The sequence below is a fragment of the Paenibacillus gansuensis genome (genome assembly GCF_042684925.1).
Classification (GTDB): domain Bacteria; phylum Bacillota; class Bacilli; order Paenibacillales; family DY6; genus Paenibacillus_N; species Paenibacillus_N gansuensis.
Map to the genome: position 1 here is coordinate 157,396 of NZ_JBHUME010000009.1, position 23,121 is coordinate 180,516.

The 23,121-nt window shown below is 51.9% G+C and carries 21 protein-coding genes and 1 pseudogene; 5 read left to right on the forward strand and 17 right to left on the reverse strand.

Annotation, left to right across the window (positions count from 1 at the left end; translation table 11 throughout):
- Positions 1-311 precede the first annotated feature (311 nt).
- Positions 312-4,331: a bifunctional 2',3'-cyclic-nucleotide 2'-phosphodiesterase/3'-nucleotidase gene (locus ACFSUF_RS15940; RefSeq protein WP_377604463.1), complete on the forward strand. Its 4,020-nt coding sequence runs from the start codon at positions 312-314 to the stop codon at positions 4,329-4,331.
- A gap of 48 nt (positions 4,332-4,379) precedes the next feature.
- Here the strand turns inward: ACFSUF_RS15940 and ACFSUF_RS15945 are convergent, their stop codons facing one another.
- Positions 4,380-4,844 carry a hypothetical protein gene (locus ACFSUF_RS15945; RefSeq protein WP_377604187.1) on the reverse strand — a complete coding sequence of 155 codons (465 nt, stop codon included), beginning with the start codon at positions 4,842-4,844 and terminating at the stop codon, positions 4,380-4,382.
- Between the two features lie 183 nt (positions 4,845-5,027).
- Between ACFSUF_RS15945 and ACFSUF_RS15950 the strand changes: the two genes are divergently transcribed.
- The gene (locus ACFSUF_RS15950; protein ID WP_377604189.1) at positions 5,028-5,426 is read left to right on the forward strand and encodes an antibiotic biosynthesis monooxygenase; all 399 of its coding nucleotides are present in this window, start codon (positions 5,028-5,030) and stop codon (positions 5,424-5,426) included.
- Positions 5,427-5,586: 160 nt separating this feature from the next.
- Here ACFSUF_RS15950 and ACFSUF_RS15955 read toward each other — a convergent pair whose 3' ends face one another.
- From ACFSUF_RS15955 to ACFSUF_RS15975, 5 genes and pseudogenes are all read right to left on the reverse strand, one after another.
- On the reverse strand, positions 5,587-5,739 hold the full coding sequence (locus ACFSUF_RS15955; protein WP_377604191.1) for a hypothetical protein: 153 nt from the start codon (positions 5,737-5,739) through the stop codon (positions 5,587-5,589).
- Between the two features lie 122 nt (positions 5,740-5,861).
- Positions 5,862-6,446: a YdeI/OmpD-associated family protein gene (locus ACFSUF_RS15960; RefSeq protein WP_377604193.1), complete on the reverse strand. Its 585-nt coding sequence runs from the start codon at positions 6,444-6,446 to the stop codon at positions 5,862-5,864.
- Positions 6,447-6,610: 164 nt separating this feature from the next.
- Positions 6,611-6,720 (reverse strand): annotated as a pseudogene (locus ACFSUF_RS15965) (Crp/Fnr family transcriptional regulator); the annotation flags it as partial.
- Between the two features lie 115 nt (positions 6,721-6,835).
- Positions 6,836-7,801, reverse strand: a complete 966-nt coding sequence (gene rbsK, locus ACFSUF_RS15970; RefSeq protein ID WP_377604195.1) for a ribokinase — start codon at positions 7,799-7,801, stop codon at positions 6,836-6,838.
- Positions 7,802-7,812: 11 nt separating this feature from the next.
- A complete protein-coding gene (locus ACFSUF_RS15975; RefSeq protein WP_377604197.1) occupies positions 7,813-8,739 on the reverse strand; it encodes a nucleoside hydrolase in 927 nt (308 codons plus the stop codon).
- 183 nt (positions 8,740-8,922) lie between these two features.
- Between ACFSUF_RS15975 and ACFSUF_RS15980 the strand changes: the two genes are divergently transcribed.
- Positions 8,923-9,684 carry an AraC family transcriptional regulator gene (locus tag ACFSUF_RS15980; protein WP_377604199.1) on the forward strand — a complete coding sequence of 254 codons (762 nt, stop codon included), beginning with the start codon at positions 8,923-8,925 and terminating at the stop codon, positions 9,682-9,684.
- A gap of 116 nt (positions 9,685-9,800) precedes the next feature.
- Here the strand turns inward: ACFSUF_RS15980 and ACFSUF_RS15985 are convergent, their stop codons facing one another.
- The 3 genes from ACFSUF_RS15985 to ACFSUF_RS15995 form a co-directional block, all read right to left on the reverse strand.
- The gene (locus tag ACFSUF_RS15985; protein ID WP_377604465.1) at positions 9,801-10,334 is read right to left on the reverse strand and encodes a cupin domain-containing protein; all 534 of its coding nucleotides are present in this window, start codon (positions 10,332-10,334) and stop codon (positions 9,801-9,803) included.
- A 23-nt stretch (positions 10,335-10,357) separates the two neighbouring features.
- Positions 10,358-11,599, reverse strand: a complete 1,242-nt coding sequence (locus ACFSUF_RS15990; RefSeq protein WP_377604201.1) for a DUF445 domain-containing protein — start codon at positions 11,597-11,599, stop codon at positions 10,358-10,360.
- Positions 11,600-11,795: 196 nt separating this feature from the next.
- Positions 11,796-11,993 carry a fascin domain-containing protein gene (locus ACFSUF_RS15995; RefSeq protein WP_377604204.1) on the reverse strand — a complete coding sequence of 66 codons (198 nt, stop codon included), beginning with the start codon at positions 11,991-11,993 and terminating at the stop codon, positions 11,796-11,798.
- 281 nt (positions 11,994-12,274) lie between these two features.
- Between ACFSUF_RS15995 and ACFSUF_RS16000 the strand changes: the two genes are divergently transcribed.
- Together ACFSUF_RS16000 and odhB are read left to right on the forward strand one after the other, a co-directional pair.
- On the forward strand, positions 12,275-15,169 hold the full coding sequence (locus ACFSUF_RS16000) for a 2-oxoglutarate dehydrogenase E1 component (RefSeq protein ID WP_377604207.1): 2,895 nt from the start codon (positions 12,275-12,277) through the stop codon (positions 15,167-15,169).
- A gap of 6 nt (positions 15,170-15,175) precedes the next feature.
- Positions 15,176-16,429 carry a 2-oxoglutarate dehydrogenase complex dihydrolipoyllysine-residue succinyltransferase gene (odhB, locus tag ACFSUF_RS16005; protein WP_377604210.1) on the forward strand — a complete coding sequence of 418 codons (1,254 nt, stop codon included), beginning with the start codon at positions 15,176-15,178 and terminating at the stop codon, positions 16,427-16,429.
- Positions 16,430-16,512: 83 nt separating this feature from the next.
- Here the strand turns inward: odhB and ACFSUF_RS16010 are convergent, their stop codons facing one another.
- The 8 genes from ACFSUF_RS16010 to ACFSUF_RS16045 form a co-directional block, all read right to left on the reverse strand.
- Entirely contained in the window at positions 16,513-17,868 is a 1,356-nt protein-coding gene (locus tag ACFSUF_RS16010) for a polysaccharide deacetylase family protein (protein ID WP_377604213.1), read from the reverse strand.
- A gap of 84 nt (positions 17,869-17,952) precedes the next feature.
- Positions 17,953-18,483: an ADP-heptose synthase gene (locus ACFSUF_RS16015; protein ID WP_377604216.1), complete on the reverse strand. Its 531-nt coding sequence runs from the start codon at positions 18,481-18,483 to the stop codon at positions 17,953-17,955.
- Between the two features lie 142 nt (positions 18,484-18,625).
- Positions 18,626-18,841 carry a cold-shock protein gene (locus tag ACFSUF_RS16020; protein ID WP_377604219.1) on the reverse strand — a complete coding sequence of 72 codons (216 nt, stop codon included), beginning with the start codon at positions 18,839-18,841 and terminating at the stop codon, positions 18,626-18,628.
- An 80-nt stretch (positions 18,842-18,921) separates the two neighbouring features.
- A complete protein-coding gene (locus tag ACFSUF_RS16025; protein WP_036627035.1) occupies positions 18,922-19,122 on the reverse strand; it encodes a cold-shock protein in 201 nt (66 codons plus the stop codon).
- 232 nt (positions 19,123-19,354) lie between these two features.
- Positions 19,355-20,149 (reverse strand): ABC transporter ATP-binding protein, encoded by a 795-nt coding sequence (locus ACFSUF_RS16030; protein ID WP_377604223.1) that lies wholly within the window; start codon positions 20,147-20,149, stop codon positions 19,355-19,357.
- Positions 20,149-21,081 (reverse strand): ABC transporter permease, encoded by a 933-nt coding sequence (locus ACFSUF_RS16035; protein WP_377604225.1) that lies wholly within the window; start codon positions 21,079-21,081, stop codon positions 20,149-20,151. Before ACFSUF_RS16035 ends, ACFSUF_RS16030 begins: the two co-directional genes overlap by 1 nt.
- A gap of 84 nt (positions 21,082-21,165) precedes the next feature.
- Positions 21,166-22,224 (reverse strand): ABC transporter substrate-binding protein, encoded by a 1,059-nt coding sequence (locus tag ACFSUF_RS16040; protein WP_377604227.1) that lies wholly within the window; start codon positions 22,222-22,224, stop codon positions 21,166-21,168.
- A 499-nt stretch (positions 22,225-22,723) separates the two neighbouring features.
- Positions 22,724-23,008, reverse strand: a complete 285-nt coding sequence (locus ACFSUF_RS16045) for a GNAT family N-acetyltransferase (RefSeq protein WP_377604229.1) — start codon at positions 23,006-23,008, stop codon at positions 22,724-22,726.
- Positions 23,009-23,121: the final 113 nt, after the last annotated feature.

A 23,121-nucleotide genomic window follows, 5' to 3' on the forward strand; every position in this document is an offset into this window, starting at 1 on the left:
ACTTACTATTGTTAAGTAAAATGCATATTTATGTGTAGTTATCGTTAAGAAAACCGCGCCCAAATCATTCTTTACATGACAATAAATAGAGTTTAAAGGTAAATAGCACCTATTAGCCGTCTTATAATTGACCATCGGACAATAACGCATTTTTATTAACAAAATCTAATAAACTTTCATATACATTTTTACCAACTTCTCCTTTATGATAGATACGGTAACGCTACTATATCCAGAGAGGATGACATTCTTTGAGTTACAAGCTTTCGAAATCATTTAGTAGAATTATAGCTTCCTCCCTAACGTTGGGCATGCTGGCTATGCCGTTCACAACCGCCTTTGCTGCAGCCGCTCCCGGTGACGGTTCGACGTTGAAACTCCGCATTCTGGAGACGACGGACATCCACACTAACCTGGTGTCTTACGATTATTACAAGGATGCAGACGCTCCTACGGTGGGCCTTGCCCGCACAGCCTCTCTGCTCAAAGCCGCACGTGAAGAAGCAAAGAATACCTTTTTGGTAGACAATGGAGATTTAATTCAAGGTACGCCTCTCGGTACTTATAAAGCTGTTGTTTCCCCTCTGAAGGCCGGTGAAGTTCATCCTGTTTACAAAGCTATGAACCTGATGGGCTACGACGTGGCAACACTCGGAAACCATGAGTTCAATTACGGCCTCGATTACCTCGATAACGCCTTGAAAGGCGCGAAATTCCCTTACGTCAATGCCAATGTGTACAAAGATGACAAAGACGGCAACCCTGACAACGATGTGAACCGTTTTAAGCCTTACGAAATCATTACGAAAACTTTCAAAGATGAAGCAGGACAAGAGCAGACGTTGAAAGTAGGCGTCATTGGCTTTGTGCCTCCGCAAATCACGAACTGGGACAAAACCTGGCTGGAAGGCAAAGTCATCACCAAGGATATTGTCGCTACAGCTGAGAAATTCGTTCCCAAAATGAGAGCGGAAGGCGCAGATATCGTCATCGCGCTGGCGCATACCGGCTTTAACGGTGCTGCTCAAGCTCATGTGAACGCGGAAGATGCTGTGCTGCCGCTGAGTAAAGTGCCTGGCATTGATGCCATCACCTTCTCTCATACGCACAAAGTGTTTCCTGCAGCTGACGAGAAATCGCTGGACCTGCTGTTCAAAGACCCTGCTACAGGCAAACCCCTTCCGGGCGTAGATAACGCCAAAGGCACCATCAACGGCGTTCCTGCGGTACAAGCGGGTTACGGCGGCAGCGACCTGGGCATGATCGACCTGACCCTATCCAAACAGGACGGCAAATGGAAAGTGACGGCTTCCCAATCCGCTACCAAAGCGATTTATGACAAAGCCGCGAAAAAGTCTCTAGTAGAGCCGGATCAAGCGATCGTAGACGCAGTAAAAGCTGAGCACGAGGCGACTGTGAAATATGCGAACAGCCCGATCGGTACGACTTCATCGCCGATTCACAGCTATTTCGCCCTGGTTCAGGACGACCCTTCCGTGCAGATCGTAACTAATGCGCAGAAATGGTACGTTGAGAACTACATCGCGAAAAATCTTCCTCAGTACAAAAACACGCCGATCCTTTCCGTAGGAGCTCCTTTTAAAGCGGGACGCAATGGCGTGGAAGAGTTTACGGAAATCAAAAAAGGCCCTCTTGCGATCAAGAGCGCAGGCGACCTGTATCTGTATGACAATACGTTGAAAGCCATCATGGTTAAAGGTTCCGTAGTCAAAGAATGGTTGGAAATGACCGCGGGTAAATTCAACACGATCGATCCGAACAAAAAAGAAGAGCAGCCTCTGCTGAACCCTTCGTTCCAGGTGTATAACTTTGACGTAATCGACGGAGTTACGTACCAGGTAGACGTGACCAAGCCGGCAAAATACAAAATCGACGGCTCCGTGAGCGACGCTTCCTCCAGCCGGATCATCAACCTGAAATACAACGGCAAACCGGTGGATCCGAACCAGGACTTCATCGTGGTGACGAACAACTACCGTGCAAGCGGCGGCGGCAACTTCCCGGGCGTTAAAGGCAGCAAGTACATCATCGACTCCCCGGATGAGAACCGCCAAATTCTGATGGACTACATTTCTTCGCAAAAAGAAATTAACCCGTCCATCGACAACAACTGGTCGATCGCACCGATTTTCGGCGATGTGAACGTGACTTTCACTTCTTCGCCAAAAGCTGAAAGCTATGCGAAAGAAACAAAGAACATTGTTTACACAGGCAAAACAGATGACAAAGGCTTCGGCATCTTTAAGCTGGATGTAAGCAAAACCTTTTCCGACGTTCCTGCAAGCCACTGGGCCTTCTCCGCTATTAACGCCCTGGCTGCGAAACAGATCGTATCCGGCACCAACAATGGTTCCGAATTTGCTCCAAACGCTAACATTACACGCGCCCAATTCGCAGTCATGCTGGCGAAAGCACTGAATCTCAAGGCCAAAGGCGCTGCAAGCTTCAAAGATGTGCCTGCTTCCGCTTGGTATGCTGAAGGCGTAGCAGCTGCTTCCCAGAACGGCTTGGTAAACGGCATCAGCAAAACAAAGTTTGCGCCGGATGCAACGATTACACGCGAGCAGATCGCGGTGATGGTGAAGAATGCGATGGAGATCAAAGCAGGCGAAACTTTGAAGGCTGACAAGCCGGCATCGTTCGCAGATTCCGCTTCCATCAGCGTTTGGGCAAAAAACAGCATCGATGTTGCGGTTGACCGCGGTATCATGACAGGCCGCAACGGCGGAAAGTTCGCTCCTAAAGCGACAGCTACCCGCGCAGAAGCTGCAAAAGTAATCGATACGATCATTTCCAACATCTCCGTACAATTGCTCGGCATTAACGATTTCCACGGGCAGCTGGACTACAAAAAAGATATTAAAGATGCAGCAACAGGCAAAGTAACGTCTACTGTGGGCGGCGCCGACTATTTGGCCGCTTACCTGAAGCAGCGCGAAGCAACGAACCCGAATACTCTTCTGGTTCATGCAGGCGACGCGGTTGGAGCCAGCGCTCCTGTATCCGCATTGTTGCAAGACGAGCCTACCATCGACTTCCTGAACCGTATGGGCTTTGATGTGGGCACGATCGGAAACCACGAGTTCGACAAAGGCGTTGCAGAGATGAAGCGCCTAATCGACGGAGGAAAGAACCCTAAGAATGGAAACGACTTTAAAGGAGCCGACTTCCCTTATGTTGTAGCGAATGTAGTGGACGAGTCCGGCAAAACCATTCTGGACCCTTACGTTGTGAAAGAAGTAGGCGGCGTAAAAATCGGCTTTATCGGCGTGGTGACCAACATTACGCCAACTATCGTTAGCCCTGCGGGCATCAAAGGCTTGACCTTCACGGAGCAGGCTCCTGCTGTGAACAAAGCGGTAGCTGAGCTGAAAAAGAAAGGCATCAAGTCCATCGTAGTGCTTGCTCATGATCCTTTTGAAGGCAAAAGCGATGCACCTACAGGGGAAGTAGTTGACCTGGCTAACAATGTAGACGATGAAGTAGATGTGATTTTTGCGGGCCATAACCATGGCGGCTTGAACAAAGTGATTGACGGCAAGCTGGTAATCGAGGCTTATTCCTACGGTACTGCTTTGTCCGACGTGGATCTGCAAATCGACCGCGCTACCCGCGACATTGTCGTGAAAAAGGGCGAAATCGTCGATGTGAAGCACGAAGGCATTACACCAGATGCGTCTATTACACAAATGGTGAAAGACTATCAGGAGAAGAACGCACCCGTTATGAACGCGCCAGTCGGTAAGGCTGATGCGGCCATTACCCGCGAAGCCAGCCCTGCCGGCGAATCCGCTCTGGGCAACCTGATTGCGGACGGCATGCGCGAAACAATGAAAACGGACTTCGGCTTCATGAACTCCGGCGGAATCCGGAACGATCTTCCTCAAGGCAATGTTACCTACGGAACGATGTTCAGCATTCAGCCGTTTGGGAACGTGCTGACAAAGATGACATTGACCGGCGCTCAGCTGAAAGAAGTGATGAACCAGCAATGGAGCGGCACTTCTCCGAAAATCGGCCAAATCTCCGGATTTACCTACAGCTACGATGACAGCAAGCCTGTGGGCTCGCGCATTGTAGAGATGAAGAAAGCGGACGGCACGCCAATTGAAGATACGAAGTCTTACACCATCGTTGTAAATGACTTCATGGCTACAGGCGGCGACGGCTACACTGGTCTAAAGAACGGCACGAACCGCGAAGCCGGTCCGGTGGATCTGGATGCAACCATTGATTACTTGAAAGCAAAATTCGGCAACGGCTCTATTACAGCCAAGATCGAGAACCGGATTACGAAAGTGAATAAGTAGCACTCCGACAAGGAGGCAAGCGGATTGTCCGCTTGCCTCCTTTTTTGTTTAGCAGGAAAGCAGTCTTGCTCCCAACTGCCGCGAAACCGCCCTGGCCCCCTCCTTCATCACTTGGCCGTGATTCCAGACGAATGCGGGCTTTAACAGAGGGGCGAGCCATCTCATCCAGCGTTTTTTGGCGTCCACTTCCCATTCATAGCTCACTTTAGTTATGTTTCCATGTTGGGATAGCCTGCAAATCCCCCTGCCCTCCAGCTCTCCGGCCACATGCATGACAAGCAGATGAGGCTCCCTTACGCAGACAACCTCGGTTGTAAACGACAGAGTATAGGGTAGCTTTGTCCTGAAATATGCCGCATACACATCCCCGACGCCCGTCTTCGAAGGTCTCCCCAGACGGTAGGATATGACACCTGGCCAGCCATCCCAACCGTCAACATGGCGGATCAGCTTCCAGACCTCATCGATTTCCGTTTCAAACTCCCACTCTGTAATAAAGCGATACTCCCTCATAGCCAACCCCCCCCCGCTCTAATGGTTTATGTAATAATTAACCAAGAGCAGACAAGTTGAATTGGAGTGCTCGGGTTTGGCCAGCAGCCCTAGATCCTGTCGTGGGTGCTGCATTTGTCCAAAAGCAGGTTACTTGGTACACTGGCATGGACAGGAATCATAGATGAATGAAAAGGAGAGATCATGATGTTGATGGTAACTAACACCATTCAAATCCGCAAAGGCCACGGCGAAGCGGTCGCCGAACGCTTCAAAAACCCGAAAGGCGTCCATCAAATGCCTGGGTTCGTGCGCATGGAGCTGCTTTTATCCAAGGAGAACGAGGAAGCGGACGAGCTGAAGGTGTGTACATTGTGGGAGTCCGACGAAGCATTCCAGGGATGGGTCAACAGCGATGCCTTCAAACAGGCCCATGCCCACCGCGGCGGTGGCAAGCCGGCTGAGGGCGGCAAGCCTTCCGAAGGTGCCGAGCCAGGCGCAGCAAGGCCCGCATCCGCAAACGCCGGCGAGCCGCCTATCATGCTCGGCTCGAAGCTGTCCAAGCATGAGGTGCTGTTCGTGAAAGAGGCTGGAGAGGCTTAGAGGAAGTAATCATGCTTGGCATGTTTTGCTGGCATTACTAACGTTTCTGAAAAAGAAATGACCCACTCAGGCTTAACGGCCAGTGGGTCATTTCCATACTTATTAAATTTCAGGAGGTTGTAAAATTAGAGACTTTGCTTTCTTTTTCCAAACACAGCCCTTAAAATATATCTGCCTCTTTCTTCTTCATATATGACGAAGGGCTTAATTCTTCATTCTCAATAACAATAGCAGTTAATCCTTTTGTTGTTTTTGTTTCGTGCCATTCATCTTTCTCCCAAAAGACAGCATCGCCTGCTTGAACTTTACCCATACGAATGACCTCTCTTCAGGTACAGAATAGCAAGATTCGGAGCTAACCATCCGACATCTTATGCACGGTTTTGTAGGTTACTTAATCCGCTAAGCAAGTATTCACGAGAAAGTTATAGCATGTTAAGGATACAACTTCTCGCCCTTTTCAAGCATCTCGACGAACTGTTGGATCCGCTTTACCCGGGTTTCCTGCTTCTTGGCATTGTGAATTCTAAATAGGATGGCGTATTGGTTTTGCCTATTCAAAGTATCATAAAAGGCCTTCGCCTTGGCATTACGATCCAATTCAGCGGAGAAGTCTTCAGGCAAAGAAGCGTTACTTTGCGATTCATAGGCCTTTTCCCACAGCCCGTTCTGCTTAGCATTATCAATGGCCTTAAATCCGGACGGTTTCATTCGTCCGTTGGCGATTAGATGCTCCGCTTTATCTTTATTTATTTTTGACCAGATGCTCCTAGCTCCCCTCGGAGTAAAACGTTGCAGCCAGGTTCGTTCATCATACTTTTCCTTCTGACTGTCGACCCATCCATAACACAAAGCAATATCGAGAGCTTCTTGATAGGAAATAGAAACAATGCCGCAATTCTTTTTCGCAATCTGCAATCGGATGCCTGGAGAAGTATCATAGTTCTGGTCTAGCCATTGTTCAAAAGATACTTGATCGTCAAACAACAGAATCGGTAACTCACCCGATTTCTTAGCCACTTGCATCGCCTCCTATGTTTATAAAAGCCGCTTCTCCGAAGTGCATTTATACATTACCTAGAGTAGCTGCTGTAGTGTTGCACTGCGACTTGCTGACCGTCTCAATTGAGCTCTTTTTTCACAGATCGTTCCTATCTAATGTGACCTAATCATACTTGATAAGGCTGCGATCCGTCTTGATGGACCCAGACGATTTTAGCAAGCCGCTTTTCAAATGGTATAGCGGTCCTGTTTCTCCCTGCCGGAACAAGGTTTCGCCTTTGTGCAATATCATGAGCAGCCTCCCCCTTTTCTTTCTAAAATTATATCAGTTTCGGCCGCTAACTAATTATTGTTCATGGAAACAGCCGGGTCCGCATAGACCCGGCTGTTTCATCGTCTGCTATCGTTCAACCCTTATAAGTCGCCCGCACCTCGGCCAGCGTTGGCAGGCCGCCCTGGGCGCCGAACTTGGTGACGGACAGCGAGGCTGCCCTCACGGCGAAGCTGACAGCCTCTTCCAGCGGCACGCCCGCTGCGAGGCTAACGCCGAGCGCGGCGTTCAGCGTGTCGCCGGCGCCAGTCGTATCGACCGGCTCGACCTTGAGCGCCGGCACCGTCGCCAGCTCCCCGTCCTCGCGCAGGAACGAGCAGCCGCGGCTTCCCCGGGTGACCAGCACCCGGCAGCCCGTGGCCTCCTGCCAGCTGCGCATCCGGGCGGCCAGCTCCGCTTCCGTGCCCGCCGCTCCGCCCGTAAGCAGCTCGAACTCCGTCTCGTTCGGCGTAATATAGTCTGCCAGCGCCACCAACTCCGCCGGCAGTTCCCGGGCCGGCGCCGGGTTCAGCACCGTGATCACGCCGCTGCCCCGGGCCAGTTCCAGCGCCCGCTTCACAGCCGGCAGCGGCACCTCAAGCTGGACGAGCAGCAAGTCGGCGCTGCGGATGCGATCCGCATGCGCCTCCACCAGCTCCGCCGTGCAGCTGGCATTCGCGCCGGGCACGACCACGATACAATTATCATCCTCCGTATGATAAATCGTGGCCACGCCCGAGCTCACTCCCGCGATCCGGCTGACGCCTTCGGTCGTCACGCCGAATCCCTGGAGGCTGCGGACCAGCTCCCCGCCGAAGGCGTCCTCGCCTGCCGCGCCGATCATCTCTACTGCGGCGCCGAGCCTGCCGCAGCCCGCCGCCTGATTGGCTCCCTTACCGCCCGGAACGGTTTGAAACGCCCGTCCCTGCACCGTTTCTCCAGTCAGCGGCATCCGTTCCATCGAGACGACCAAATCCATATTCAAGCTGCCTACGACAGCGATTTTCGGTCTGTTGGTTTCCATCTTTTTGAATGTTTCTCTTTCTTCGTTGCTGCTGCTCATCGATCCCTCTCCTATACAGAACGATTATAATCTCTTAGCTTTCCAAAAAAGTCCCGAAATACATCATCCCGCGAAATGAACTCCACATAACGGATCAAATGGCGGGAACGGTCGGGAATCCACCGGAAATCCTCCGAGATCCGCGGGCTGTGCTGCAGCGTGCTCGGCGTCCAGCTTTCTTCCACCACATAAGCCACGGTCGTCATATCCCAAATGACCCGGGATGCCCCAAAATGGTCTTCTCTGCACGCCTTATAAGTTTCATACAAATAGTCCCCGATCTTGCCTTGCCCTTTTACATAGTCCCGAACTTCGGAAAGAGTGGTTGTCAGATGCGTTGTCACGCCCCCGCACGGAATCAGGACGAGAGGAACGCCGCAGTCCAGCACCAGGCGGGAAGCATGCAGATCCTGATACAGATTAAATTCCTTCGTATCGCGCGACTCCAGCGAATGGCCGCCCAGCCACACGACAACGATGTTTCGAATGATCGACGGATCCAGCAGGATGGCCGAAGCCACATTCGTAATGGCCCCGATTGCAAGCACGTAGAGAGGCTCTTCAGGTGACGCCGTCCGCGCCCTCTCCACCAAGTTTCTCGCTGCTTCGCTATCCACAGGCGTGTCCGGTCCCGGCAAATACCGGTCCGACCCTCGATACGAAGGCACCTCTGACTCCATGAGCGACAGAATCTTCGATAACTCCCGGTAGCTTTTCTCCATCCCGTCCCCCGGACTTTCAGAAAGTTCATTATAAAATGGCGCCGCATAAAAAGCTTCCATCACCAGCCGTTCAGGCGACAGCAGAGAATACACCACAGCGAATTGATCGTCAATTTCATTGAACGTGTCCGTGTCCATCACCGCGCGGATCTTTCTGCCGGCAGGCGGCTCCAGCCGTTGAATTCGTTCTTGTTCCGTTATCTTGGGAAATGGCATACTTTCTTCCTCCCGGCCTATTGCCTAGCCGCTCAGCAAATTATATGATTTGGATATCTAATGTGAAGCAAAAACGGTATATATTCAATAAAGTAACAGTACTGCGCGTTTATTTTTATCAGAATCCGGCTGATTTTTATCAAAAATCGGCTGAAAGCGCCACCACGAAAGGCGGAATGAGATTTGAAAGCCGAATTAGCATTTTTCTGTGCGGCCAAACGGGATGAGCAAACCCATATTCTTCTTCACCAGCACGCCTGCTATGAAATCGTATACTACAGGGACGGCAAAGGCACAACGCTCATCGGTCCGGGCCAGCACCGGTTCTCGCCTTATACGTTTGCGGTCATCCCTCCGGCTACCCCTCACGAGGAGCGGCATCATGCGCCCGCCGATGTGTGGTTTGCCGGTTTCCGGACTACCAACGGACTTACATTCCCTACCGGCTTCTTTCAGGATACGGAGCAGGAACAGTCCCCCATCTACGGTCTACTGGAGCGCATGCAGCAGGAATTCCATGACAAAAAGCCTCTCTATGAAGAGAAGCTGGATTTGCTTTGCAGCGAGCTGGTGATTGAATTAACGCGGGTTTGCAGGCCGTCCGAAGCAGAGGAGCCGCAGCATACAGGCAAGCTTCAGTATGTCAGAAACTATATCGACGAGAATTTTCAGCAAAAAATCAGCCTCTCGGAACTCGCCGGCCTGGCGGGCTATAGTTACGACCGGTTCCGTCATCTGTTCAAAGAGGCTACCGGCCTGGCACCGCACCAATATGTGCTGAACCTCCGGCTTTGCCATGCCCGACGCATGCTGCAGACCACGTCCCTGCCGGTGTCCTACATTGCCCACGAATCCGGGTTTTCAACGGATGCCCAGTTCTCCCATTTGTTTAAGCGCGAGACGGGACTCACGCCGCTGAAATACCGTGCCACTGCAACCACATAAATTATTAATGTTAATAACTATTCATGTTGATATGTGGATAACGATTTACAATTAAAGATTAACAAGGCTAATCATCCTGTTAATGATGTGCATAACTTTGTGGATAAAGTGTATAATTACTTCCCTTCAGCAGCAAAAGGCAGCTCCTCATAAGCGAGTTTGAGAATGATTTCCTTGTGCTGTGGATAAAGGGCAAGCAGTTCTTTTTGCGTGAACAATTCAAAATCCTGAAAATCAAACCCGGGCGAAACCATGCAGCCGACCAAAGAAAACGTATCCTTCTCCATGACGGAAGAGCCGAAAATCGAATGCTTGGGAACCAGAAACTGCGGCCTCTCGCCTTTTTCCAGATCCATACCCAGCTTCACTTCCTCATATGTGCCGTCTTCATGTATGACATGTACAGTCAGCCCGCTGCCGCCGTGGTAGTACCACAGCTCATCCGATTTCAGTCTGTGAAAATGAGATACGTCTCCCGATTCCAACAGAAAATAAATGCTTGTATATAAATGGCGGGGCCCGTTAAACGTTACGGACAGCTCCTTGTCGGAAATTTGTTCCGGCGAACGGTAGGTGCTTTTGTAATAGCCTCCCTCGGGATGGGCTTCCAGTCCGAGATGCTTGATCCAGTATTCGGGGTTGCGGTTCATCATGAGATTCTTCCTCTTTTCCTTTAAGTAAGCAGTTGTATGCCGGTTAGCACAAGTCCGATCAAAAAGCCGCACACGGCGCCGTTAACACGAATCCATTGCAGGTCCTTGCCGATCTTGTCTTCCATCATTTCAATCAGTGTGTCATTATCGAACTTGTCCAGGTTTTCCTTGACCAGCTGACCGATCTTTGAATGATTCTGTTCAATCAGGCGGGAGGTTTGTTCCATCAGCCAGTTCCGCAGCTTCTCGAGCACGGCGGGATCATTTTTGTAACCGGAGATGAGCTTGCTTAGAGCAGGTTCCACCCACTCCTCCGCAAAGGTCTCTTTCTCCACCCAGGAGAGGGCCGCGGTTTGGATTTCAACCAGCCATTCGGACAGCTTTTCTTCCAATATTCCGCTGGTGAGAAGACGTTCCCGTCCCTCTTCCAGCGCCTGCCGAAGTGAGGCCTGTGCGGGCAGATCGTCAATCAGTGTACGGACTTCGCCTAGTGCCCGCATCCGCATTGGATTCAACTCATTTGTGCGCATATCCCTCACGGCGCTGATCACGACATTTTGCAAAATGGAACCCAGCTTATCCTCCCCGTTAAATCCGACGAAGGCATTCAGCGCGAATTGCATTACACCGCTAAGCTGCACGCTGCCCAGAGCATTCACTGCCAGCTTCCCCATGTCCAGGCGGAACGATTCGGTCATCACCACGCCTTCCGCACGGTCGAGCAGAAAGTCCAGCGCCTTATCTTCATATCCCTGTCCCGATAAGGCCGTTCTGACCCATCCCAGCACGTCGGCACTGTCCACGTTCTTTAATTTGTTCTCCAATTGGGCTGCAATCACCGGCACAAGCTTGTCCATAGGCAGGCTCCGCAGCAAATGGGCAGCGGCCCCCGCCGTCAATCTCGAAATTTCGGGAAGCTTGGCCTCCAGAACCGTGAACAGTTTATCTTCAAGCCGAAAGACGCCCAACTTGCTTTTAATGCTCTCTTTCGACAAAAATTCGTTCTCAACCGCGTTCGTCAGCGCTTCGATCACTCTGCCGCGGTTTTTCGGCAGCAATGCCGTATGCGGAATCGGCAGCCCCAGCGGTTTGCGGAACAGCGCAGTCACTGCAAACCAGTCCGCAAGCCCGCCGACCAGCCCTGCCTCAAATCCGCCCTGAAGCAGCGCCACGGCGGCATGCTGATCGTACGGGATCGTAACCGCAAATCCGGCGGCCATAACGCCAAGAGAGGCGCCTGCAATTCTTTTATTGGTAGACATATCGTTCATCCTTTATTCTATGTCGTTCTTCCCGCTGAGCGGGCCTCTGCTATGTATTATTCTTACCTAAAGACTGGGAGCGTTAACCATTCTTCTTTCTAATGGTAGCACACGAAAAGTGTACAAGTCATCCGTCTGCGCCAGTCGACGCGCAGAAATAGCCCGCACCGGAAGGTACGGACTCTTAATCGTGAAATTATTGCAGTTCAAACCGTTCCCAAGTACCTATATTGTCACTGTTTGCATACAGCGCTCCGCTGATGTTCGGGTCTGCGTACACATATTTGCCGTTAGAGGCCACGTTCGCGGCATCCGCTTTCTCCGCTTGAAAACCAAAGCTTACCAGTGCGAGCATACAAGCCATCGGTAACGAAACATGCTTTCTTAACGACATTAACAAATTCCTCCTCTTATTGAGTTAGCTTGGGTCAACATTTCCGGAAGGGAATCCTCGATTCTCTGAAATTCTTCTTTGAGGTTAATCCAAGGGTACTTTTGGGAAAACTATACTATTAGTTTCACATGGTGCTGTTTGTGATTAATCTAATTTTGAGATCAATATGATGTTAAATTATCATTATTTTTTATGAATCAGCTGAATTATAATGATAGTAAGAAGAAAATCTTTACACGCTTATCCAAAATTTCTATCGAAGAAAGACAGAGGGATGCATAATGTCGAACAACAGTGCAAACCAACACGGGCCATGGCAATCTTACTTCGGTCCGAACATGGGATACATCCAAGAGCAATATGAACTTTACCGTAGTAATCCTGAGGCCGTAGTTCCCGAGTACCGGGACCTTTTTGACCGCTATGGCGAACCGCCTCAAATGGAGTCGTCTTTTGCCGATAACGGAGCTTCTGCCGCTGCCGTACAAACCGGGCGCACTCCAAGCTTGAACGACGCGACTTTAATTAAGAAAGCGGTTGCGGCAGGAAAGCTTGCCTCCAAAATCCGCGCATTCGGACATTTGGCGGCGAATTTGGATCCGCTGGGCATTGAAATGAAACCGGATGTAAAATTAATCAATTTAGATAGTTTCGGATTGAAACCTTCCGATCTTGAAGAAATCCCTGCCGATTGGGTATGGGAGGGTTCCCCTGTGCCGTTGTCTAACGGCTGGGAAGCTATCCAAAAGCTGCAGGAAGTGTACTCCGGAACCATTGCATATGAATTCAGCCATGTACACAACGAAGAGGAGCGTACGTGGCTTACGAAGCAGGCGGAATCCGTTATTCCTACTTCCAAGCTGAGCAAGGAGGAACGCCATAAGCTGCTTACCCGCTTGCTTGAAGCCGAGCAATTCGAGGACTTTTTGCAGCGGACATTCGTAGGTGCGAAGCGCTTCTCCGTAGAAGGCAATGACGTGCTGGTAGCACTGCTGGACGAAGTCGTCCACGAGCTGGCGAACGACGGGGCGAAGCATATTTTGATGGGGATGGCGCACCGCGGACGCTTGAACGTTCTTGCGCATGTGTTGGGCAAACCTTACAGCAAAATTTTCTCCGAATTCCATCACGGCCCGAACCAGCAGCTGATGTCCTCCGAAGGCGCAGCCGGCATTAACCACGGCTGGACGGGCGACGTTAAATACCACTTGGGTGCGAACCGTTCGATCCCGACCGGAGAGACGGCCGAAACCCGCCTGACGCTGGCCAACAACCCGAGCCATCTGGAGTATGTCAACCCGGTGGTAGCAGGTTTCACGCGCGCAGCCCAGGAAGACCGCAGCAACCCGGGATACCCTGCCCAGCAGATGGAAGCGGCAGCCTCCATTATTATGCACGGAGACGCAGCCTTTTCCGGCGAGGGCATTGTAGCGGAGACGCTTAACTTCAACAACCTGAAAGGTTTCTCCGTAGGCGGAACCGTTCATATTATCATCAACAACAAGATCGGCTTCACCACGGAAAGCACGGACTCCCGTTCCACGCATTATGCAAGCGATCTTGCGAAAGGCTTTGAGATTCCGATTGTCCATGTCAATGCAGACGATCCGGAAGCTTGCATCGCCGCAGCTCGGATGGCGGCCGAATACCGGACGCTGTTCAAGAAGGACTTCCTGATCGACCTTATCGGCTACCGCCGGTACGGACACAACGAGACGGACGATCCGTCCACAACGCAGCCGCTTGTTTACAAGAAAGTGAACAGCCATCCTACTGTAAGCAGAATCTACACCGAAAAGCTTCTGCAGCAGCAGCTGATCACTTCCGAGGAAGCAGAACAGCTGAAGAATGAGGTTGTAGGCCGCTTGAAAGCCGCTTACGAAGAGATGAAGCAGCAGGATAAAGGCAGCGGCGACGCTCCGTTCACGCTGGTGACAGACGAAGAAGCAAGTGCTGAGACGCCGACGGCGGTTCCTGCCGAGACGCTTCGTTCGATCAACCGCGGACTGCTCAGCTGGCCGGAGAACTTCAAAGTGTATCCGAAGCTGCAGCGTATCCTGGAGCGCCGTGCCTCGGCACTGGACGAAGGCCAGAAAGTGGACTGGGGCCATGCAGAAACGCTCGCATTCGCCTCCATCCTGGCTGACGGCAAACCGATCCGGATTACCGGCCAGGACGCAGAGCGCGCTACATTCGCTCACCGGAACCTGGTGCTGCACGATGCCGATACCGGCGCATTGTTCTGTCCGCTCCATCAGCTTCCGGAAGCCAAAGCTTCGTTCGCGATTCATAACAGTGCGCTGTCGGAAGCAGGCGTGTTGGGCTATGAATACGGATATAACGTATTTTCGCCGGAAACGCTGGTCATTTGGGAAGCCCAGTACGGCGACTTCGTCAACTGTGCGCAAGTGCTGATTGACCAGTTCATCTCTGCAGGCCGTTCCAAGTGGTCCCAGAAGTCCAGCCTGGTCATGCTGCTGCCTCACGGATATGAAGGCCAAGGACCGGAGCACTCCAGCGCGCGTCTAGAGCGTTTCCTGCAGCTGTCCGGCCAGGAGAATTGGACGGTAGCGAATCTGTCCAGCTCCGCGCAGTACTTCCATCTGCTGCGCCGCCAAGCGGCCAGCATGAACAGCGAGAATGTACGGCCTCTGATCGTCATGGCTCCGAAGAGCCTGATCCGCAACCCGCGTGCAGCTTCGGACGCAGCCCTGTTCAGTGAAGGCGGATTCCAGCCGGTTATTGAACAGCCGGGTCTGGGAAGCAAGCCGGAGAAGGTCGAGCGTCTGGTGCTGAGCACAGGCAAAGTAGCCGTCGATCTGGAAGATGCGATGGAGAAAGCCGAAGGCCAGAACTTCGATTGGCTGCATCTCGCCCGCGTAGAGCAGCTGTACCCGCTGCCTGCAAAGGAGATTTCCGCCATTATCAGCAAGTTCCCGAAATTGAAGGAAATCGTATGGGTTCAGGAAGAGCCGCGTAACATGGGTTCCTGGAGCTTCATGGAGCCGCGCATTCGCGAACTGGCGCCTAAAGGCGTTGATGTGAGCTACATCGGACGTCCTGAGCGTTCCAGCCCTGCGACAGGTTACCAGCAGGTACATGCCCTTGAGCAGCAGAACATTATGTCCAGAACATTGACCCAACAACAGAAATCGGCAGTCAAATCCGGGAGGTAGCAATCAATGAGTCAAATTACAGTACCGGCCATGGGTGAATCCATCACCGAGGGCACGATCTATAAATGGGTTGCCAAAGTCGGCGACAAAGTAAGCTTTGGAGACGTTTTGCTGGAGATGGAGACGGATAAAGTCAACATCGAAATCAGCGCCGAGCAGGACGGCGTCTTGACGGAAATTCTCCGTCAAGAAGGCGATACGGTGCAGATCGGCGAAGCCGTGGGCGTGATCAGCGCTGCGGGCGAAGCAGCAGCGCCTGCGCCTGCACCGGCTGCAGAAGCCCCTGCGGCTGCAGCTCCGGCTCCTGCCGCAGCACCGGCCAGCGCTCCCGCTGCCGTGCCTGCGGCTTCCAGCAATGCGGCAGCCACACCGGCTGCACGCAAGCTGGCGCGCGAGAAGGGCATTGACCTGGATCAGGTCAACGCCCGCGATCCGCTCGGCCGGATTTCCCCGGCCGACGTGAATGGGGCAGGCAGCCAGCCGGCAGCTCCGGCTGCAGCACCGGCACCGCGCGCAGCGGCGCCTGCGCCGGCGGCTCCGGCCGAGTTCAACCCGGCCAAGCCTGCAGAGCGCAAGCGGATGTCCCGCCGCCGCCAGACGATCGCGAACCGCCTCGTCGAAGCGCAAAGAACCGCCGCCATGCTGACGACGTTCAACGAAGTCGACATGACCGCGATTCTGGATGTGCGCAAACGCCGCAAGCAGAGCTTCTTCGAGAAGAACGAAGTGAACCTCGGGTTCATGTCCTTCTTTACCAAAGCCGTTGTCGGCGCATTGAAGAAGTTCCCGCTGCTGAACGCGGAAATCGACGGCGAAGACATTATCGAGAAGCATTACTATGATATCGGTATCGCTGTAGCGGCGAAAGAAGGCCTTGTCGTTCCGGTCGTACGCGATGCGGACCGCCTCGGATTTGCCGAGATCGAGCGTACCATCGGCGACTTGGCGAAGAAAGCCCGCAACAACGCGTTGGGACTGGCTGATCTGCAAGGCGGCACGTTCACCATCACGAACGGCGGCGTCTTCGGATCCCTGCTGTCCACACCGATTCTGAATGCTCCGCAAGTGGGTATTCTGGGCATGCACAAAATCCAGCTCCGTCCGGTAGCCATCGACGCCGAGCGCATGGAAAACCGTCCGATGATGTACATCGCCCTCTCCTACGACCACCGTATCGTAGACGGCGCAGAAGCGGTTCAATTCCTTGTGAAAGTGAAAGAACTTCTGGAGGATCCGGAAGCATTGCTGCTGGAAGGTTGATTTTCTAATAAAAGAGGCTGACCCATCGTGGGACAGCCTCTTTTTTGTATTTTTCTATTTAGCGGAATAAAGTTTCTACAGCATTACTTCTTATAAGCCTGCACCCCAAGGAGCGTCTGAAGATCCACAATTTCATATCCTTTGGCCTGCAGCCCTTCGATAATGGAAGGCAGCGCCTCTGCCGAGACTCCCTGCTCTTTGCTGGAATGCATCAAAATAATATCGCCGTTCCGCACATTGGACAGGACATTCTCTACGATATGGCCCCTCTCGCGCTGGGACCAGTCCAGCGTATCGATCGACCACAGTACCGTGCGGTATCCTTCTTTTGCAGCAATATTGGTCACTTTATCGTTGGTTTCTCCATATGGAGGTCGAACGAGGGCAGGCCTTCTGCCGATGGCATCATAGATCGCATTTTCCGTAAGGTCGAGATCTTCCCCGAGCTCCTGTCCCGTCATCTTGGTCAAATCGGTATGACTGTAACTGTGGCTAAGCACCAAATTCCCTTCTTGATACGCCCTTTTCACTACATCAGGATATTGTTTCACACGCTCGCCTATAAAAAAGAAGCTTCCCTTAACCTTGTATTTCTGCAGCGTATCCAGAACCGCGTTGGTAGTCGATTCATCGGGCCCGTCATCGAACGTCAAAGCCACTTTCGGCACGTCCGGACCGTTGAGGTACACCCGGCCGTTATGCTTGGCTGCCAATTGGAGGATTCGGCTTCGCCAGTCCTGCATCTTCTTCCAAGCATCCGGACTTAATTTCTCGGAAGTGCCTAAAATAGTAAGCAAGTACTCTTCCGAACCGGGAACAGAGGAACCGGGATTTTGCACCGCGCTCTTGGCTGAAAAGACCGAAATATGCCGGACATAACTCCCATCTTTCGGAATAATGAATTTCAGCTGTATCCCGGAACCTGTCTCGTACACATAAATCCAGTCCCCGCCCAACTCCCGGGTGCTGTCCGGTTCCCCCAGCTGCTCTTCGATCTGCGGCAGGGTAAGCTTGCGGATGGAGCTTCGCATTGAACGGAGGTCAAAGATGCGCCCATCCTCCTCATTGTACCCGACAACCGCCTTGAACCTGCTGAATGAAGCGTACATACCGGAACCCGCGGCCTCTTCCGTATCGGGTTTCCCCCACAGTTTTTCGATATCCCTAATCGTCGTCTTGCCTATCGTAAATCTCAAGTCCGGCACGCGGCCCTCTCTGGCCAAAAATAACAACTGGCGGGGCAGTTCCGCGTGATCTTGTTCCTGACCGGTATTCCCCTTGTCAGGGAGCGGTCCCGCCTCTGAATTTCCCTTATCAGGCAGCTGGGCGCCTTCCCCCGGAGTTTCGTGGGTGCCGTGAAAGCTGCACCCTGATACGAACAGCATAACCGCTGCTGTAATAACGGCTGCTTTCAGTTTGAATGTGAGTAAATATTTCATGTGTTTGCGGTCCCCTTACATTACAGCTATGTTTAAAGTGATATAAAAGAGACGTTACCTAGCTGCAGCTTGTTGCAGGTAATGCTAGTATAAAGTGTCATTCTCTGGATAGGGTTCCGTTCCGGCTTCCAGCACGTACTCAAAATCCTCAATATCCACAATCATGACCGGCACCTCCGCTTCCAGCATCCGTCCGATCAAATCGATCTGATCCGTCAGGAGCGGAGCCCGCTGCTTGCTGCAGGTCAAAATAAGCTCCGTTTCCACGGGATCGAACGCCTCCCCGTATTGGGCTGAATCCACTGCATAAATCACAGTGATGGATACCTTCTCGTTAATCGGTAAAGGCGGGCTGGTGCGCCATGGCGCCAGAAGCGATCCGCTTATTTTTTTGGCGTAAAACGGTTGTTCAAAAAACGCAATCAACTTCCCGATCGCTTCTTTAACATACTTATCGTCCTCCGGTTCGGGCATGACCGGGTCTCCGCTGCGGAGAATGTCGTCCAGCTCATGGATCGTGGAGGATGGAATTACATATTCGACGGGTTTGGCCGGCGACAGCAGATGCCCGTAGATCGCCAACATGACCGCTTCAATTACAAATCGATTGTGCATGATGTTCCCCTTGTAAGATGTGGTTTTTAGGTATAAACATACATTTTTCGTCCTGCGGGGTCAAGAGGTGAGCTGAGGAGCTTCCCTTTCGAAAAAGAAAAACCCGTCCGCCGAAGCGACCGGGTTTGACGGGAGGGTGACCTCATCCCTCTTTATTGTGGGTGAAGCTGGAGTTGACGATCACGGCAAGCGATTTCTCGCCTCTTACCATTTCGGATTGGCATTGTGGACAAGTAGGTTCCGCATCTAACGCGAAGTTGTCTCTCATCCAGCAATTGCACGTTTCGCTGGTACAGGACCAGATCGCTGTCATTTCCACGGGGGTCTCTTCCAACGGTTTCTTCCGTGAATTGTACATGAACATCCCTCTTTCTCACCTGGACTTGTTGAAAATACACAAAAACCCCAAACGTTAGTTCGGGGTATTGTTATCGGTTATTACAGTTTTACAACGTTCTCAGCTTGTGGACCGCGGTTGCCTTGTACTACGTTGAACTCAACGCGTTGGCCTTCGTCCAAAGATTTGAAACCGTCTCCTACGATTGCGGAGAAGTGAACGAATACGTCGCTTCCGCCTTCAACTTCGATGAAGCCGAAACCTTTCTCTGCGTTAAACCATTTTACTGTACCTGTTTCCATGTGTGTTACCTCCAAAAAGTTTATTTATATGACCTCTTTTATTGATAAATAAAAAATTCACATATTGGTCAAGGTTACATTCTCTAAAATAATAACCCTCAACAATATGTGAATGTGCAGGTCAAAATTTCAATATAGTTACTATAACATATCCTTCAGGAAGAAGCAAATCTTATCTGAAACTTTTTTAAAAAAAGGACACGCGAGGTGTCCTTGGTGCAATTTCCTATGTTCAGCCAAGCAGTGTACGGTCGTCCGTCAGCTGATGCCCGCTGATTTGGGCGAACTCGCCGAGCAGGCGCTCCACCGTCAGGTCCTTCTTGCGCTCCGGCGGAATGTCGAGGATGATCCGGCCCTTGTCCATCATAATCAGGCGGTTGCCGAGGCGGATCGCCTGCTCCATGTTATGGGTTACCATGAGCGTCGTCAGCTTCATTTCGCTGACGATGTCCCTGGTAAGGCGCGTAATCAGCTCCGCGCGCGCCGGGTCCAGCGCCGCTGTATGTTCATCCAGCAGCAGAATCTGCGGCTGGGTGAACGTCGCCATCAGCAGGCTGAGCGCCTGGCGCTCCCCGCCGGACAGCAGCCCGACCTTGGCGCTGAGACGGTTCTCCAGCCCGATGCCGAGCCGCTGCAGCTGTTCGCGGAACAGCTTGCGCTTCGCGGCGGTTACGCCGAGGCTGAGGGTGCGCTTCTTGCCGCGGGTGTAAGCCATCGCCAGGTTCTCTTCGATGGTCATGCGCGGCGCGGTGCCGGCCATCGGATCCTGGAACACGCGGCCGATCCAGCTGCTGCGCTTGAACTCGGGCAGATGCTGGATTGCCTTTCCGTCGATCCTCACATCGCCGATATCCGGCTTCATGACACCGGAGATGATGTTCATCAGCGTCGACTTCCCTGCCCCGTTGCTGCCGATGACCGTTACGAAATCGCCGGGATTGAGCTTCAGCTGGATATTCATTAGAGCTACTTTCTCGTCAGGCGTACCTGGATTAAACAACTTCGAAACATTCACCATTTCTAGCATCAGGATTTACCTCCTGTCTGGATGCTATTTGCGGACTGTGCGGCGGATGCCCCCAATTCAGCAGTCCTCCTGCGTGCCGTCCCCCGAACTTTCCAGGAACGACGTGCGGTAGGCAGCACTAGAGCAACGATAACGATCAGCGCCGTAATCAGCTTCAAGTCAGATGTTTTCAGATGCAGCCATTCGGCCCGCAAAGCGAAAGCCACCACTAAGCGGTACACAATGGAGCCGACTACGGCTGCCACAGCTGCGATCAAAATATTGCGGGATCCGAGGATCGCCTCGCCGATAATGACCGAGGCCAATCCGATGACGATCATCCCGATCCCCATGGATATGTCCGCAAACCCGGACTGCTGGGCGACCATAGCGCCCGATAAGGCAACCAGTCCGTTCGACAAGCTGACCCCTAGAATGGTCGTATGGTCCGTGTTCGCCCCGAAGCTGCGGATCATGCGGGAGTTGTCCCCTGTCGCGCGGACTGCAAGTCCAAGATCAGTATGGAAAAATAACACGAGCAGCAGCGTAATGAGCACCACAACGATCGTCATCAACGGAAGCGGATCGATGGATGTAAACACATTATCCACATTAATCAGGGACACATTGGGTTTCCCCATAATCCTTAAGTTAATGGAGTACAGCGCGATCATCATCAAAATACCGGACAACAGCCCGTTTATTTTTCCTTTGGTGTGAAGAAGCCCTGTAATGGCCCCCGCAGCTAATCCTGCTCCGAATGCCGCAAGGCTGGCCAGCCATGGAGAAGTTCCATTGGTAATGAGAATGGCGGCAACGCCTGCCCCGGTAGTAAAGCTGCCGTCTACCGTTAAATCCGGAAAATCCAAAATGCGGTACGTAATATAGACCCCTAAGGCCATAAGTGCATATAACAAGCCGAGTTCGAGCGCTCCAGTCATTGAGCTCAGCATCGGATGACCCCCTTCAGTGTTCGCTTGTCTGTGTCTGTTGAAAGAAAAAACGAGGTGCACGTAAGTCCACCCCGTCCTGCAGCCTTATTGAATAATATTATTCGCCTGGTCTTTCACTTGGCTCTTCATTTGATCCGTTACCGTGATGCCCTGCGCTTCCGCCGCTTTCAGGTTCAGGATCAGGTCCAGCTTATCCGGTACCGATACCTTCATGTCGCCCGGCTTCATACCGTTCTTCAGAATATCTACCGCCATTTGGCCCACTTGGTATCCGTGATCATAGTATTTGAAGCCGACGGTTGCAAAAGCTCCCTTTTCCACCGTATCGCGGTCCGCCGAGAAGAACGGAATTTTGTTCTCGTTAGCAACTTGGATAATGGAATCAACGCCGCTTACTACCGTGTTATCCAGCGTAATATAAATCGCATCGGCGCGTCCCACCAGGGAATCAGCTGCCTGCTTCACTTCGGACGTGTTGGTTACCGGAGCTTTCACAAGTTTAATCCCTTTGGCGCTTAGCGCTTCTTCGGCTTTTTTGGCCATAATGACTGCGTTCGCTTCGCCTTCATTAATGACAACCCCTACCGTCTTCACTTTAGGGAAGTTAGCTGCGATGAAATCCATTGTTTGGACAATCGCCTCCGGGTTTGTATCCGATGCACCGGACACGTTGCCGCCCGGCTGGTCCATATTCGTCACTAGCTTGGCATCCATTGGATCCGTTACCGCTGCGAACAGAACCGGCGTTTCCTTCACCTTGTTTACAACCGCTGCTGCGGAGGGCGTTGCAATGCCCAGTACCAGATCGTACGTGCCTGTGGAGATTTTGTCGGCAATGGATAAGTTGTTTGTTTGATCTCCCTGCGCGTTATTAAAATCTACTTTCAGGTTGTCTCCTTCGGTATATCCGCCTTCTTTCAACGCATCCAAAAATCCTTGGCGCGTAGCGTCCAGCGAAGGGTGTTCCACGATTTGCGAAATCGCTATGGAGTAAGTCTTTGCAGGCGCATTATTGCCGGAGTTTCCTCCTGCCGCGTTGCCGGATGTATTGTTTCCTCCGGACGCCTCATTGTTACCGCAGCCTACAGCCGTAACCAGTAATGCGGAAAGAACCAGTGATACCATTGTCTTTGCAGCTTTCATATTGACGACCCCATTTCGCTATTTATAATCTACTAGACATGTGCTGATGTAACGCTTTTGTGCGGAAAAGCTTTGGCTTATTAGTAGTTTAATAGGGGTGTCATTTTTCGTCAATTATTTATTTTACAGCGTTCAAATCGTAAAACAAGGCGAAACGGCTGGTGCCGTCCATTAAGCGGAGCCATTCGTCTCATGCCCAGTAATATTTACTAATGAACTCAGGAAACGCTATTTCGCTAGAAATGGTCTTTTTATCCTCCTAATGAACTGTACACACGCTATTTCCCGTTTTATCCGCTGCGGACGGTCAAAAACACGAAATAAGGCTGCTAGGATTCGTTAAAATTTGTAAAGCCGAGGTTTGAGCATTTTAGCGTGTCTGGAGTTCGTTAACGCCGGGATTAAGCACCTTCAGATTTTTTATTTTTTTATGTGGCAAATAAAAAACCCAGGCCTACGCCAGGGTTCGCTTGGATTTATGTTGGTTATGGCAGATTCCTTACGCGTCCGGATTCGCCCAAACATCTCTGTATTCCTGATGCCTTCTGAACTGGGCGTGCGCGTAGGAGCAGGCGGGAATGATTTTATTTCCTGTTTGGCGGGCATGCTCCACTACTTTTAATACCAGCTGCTGAGCGATGTTCTGCCCTCTCAATTCCGGGGATACATACGTATGGTCCAGGATCAGAACTCCGTCCCCATGCGGTTTATAGGTGACCTCTGCGACGATGCTGCCGTCCTGCTTCATGACGAAGCCGTTTCCTTCAGGAACAATATTGCTCATTTGAACTCCTCCTTAGCGGTCTGTTTGCAGTCTTTAAACAAGGAAGGCGCACGTGCCTCCCTTAGGCCGTCTCTGTAGTATGTAACCAGTTTTAAGGGTGTATACTCCAGCTT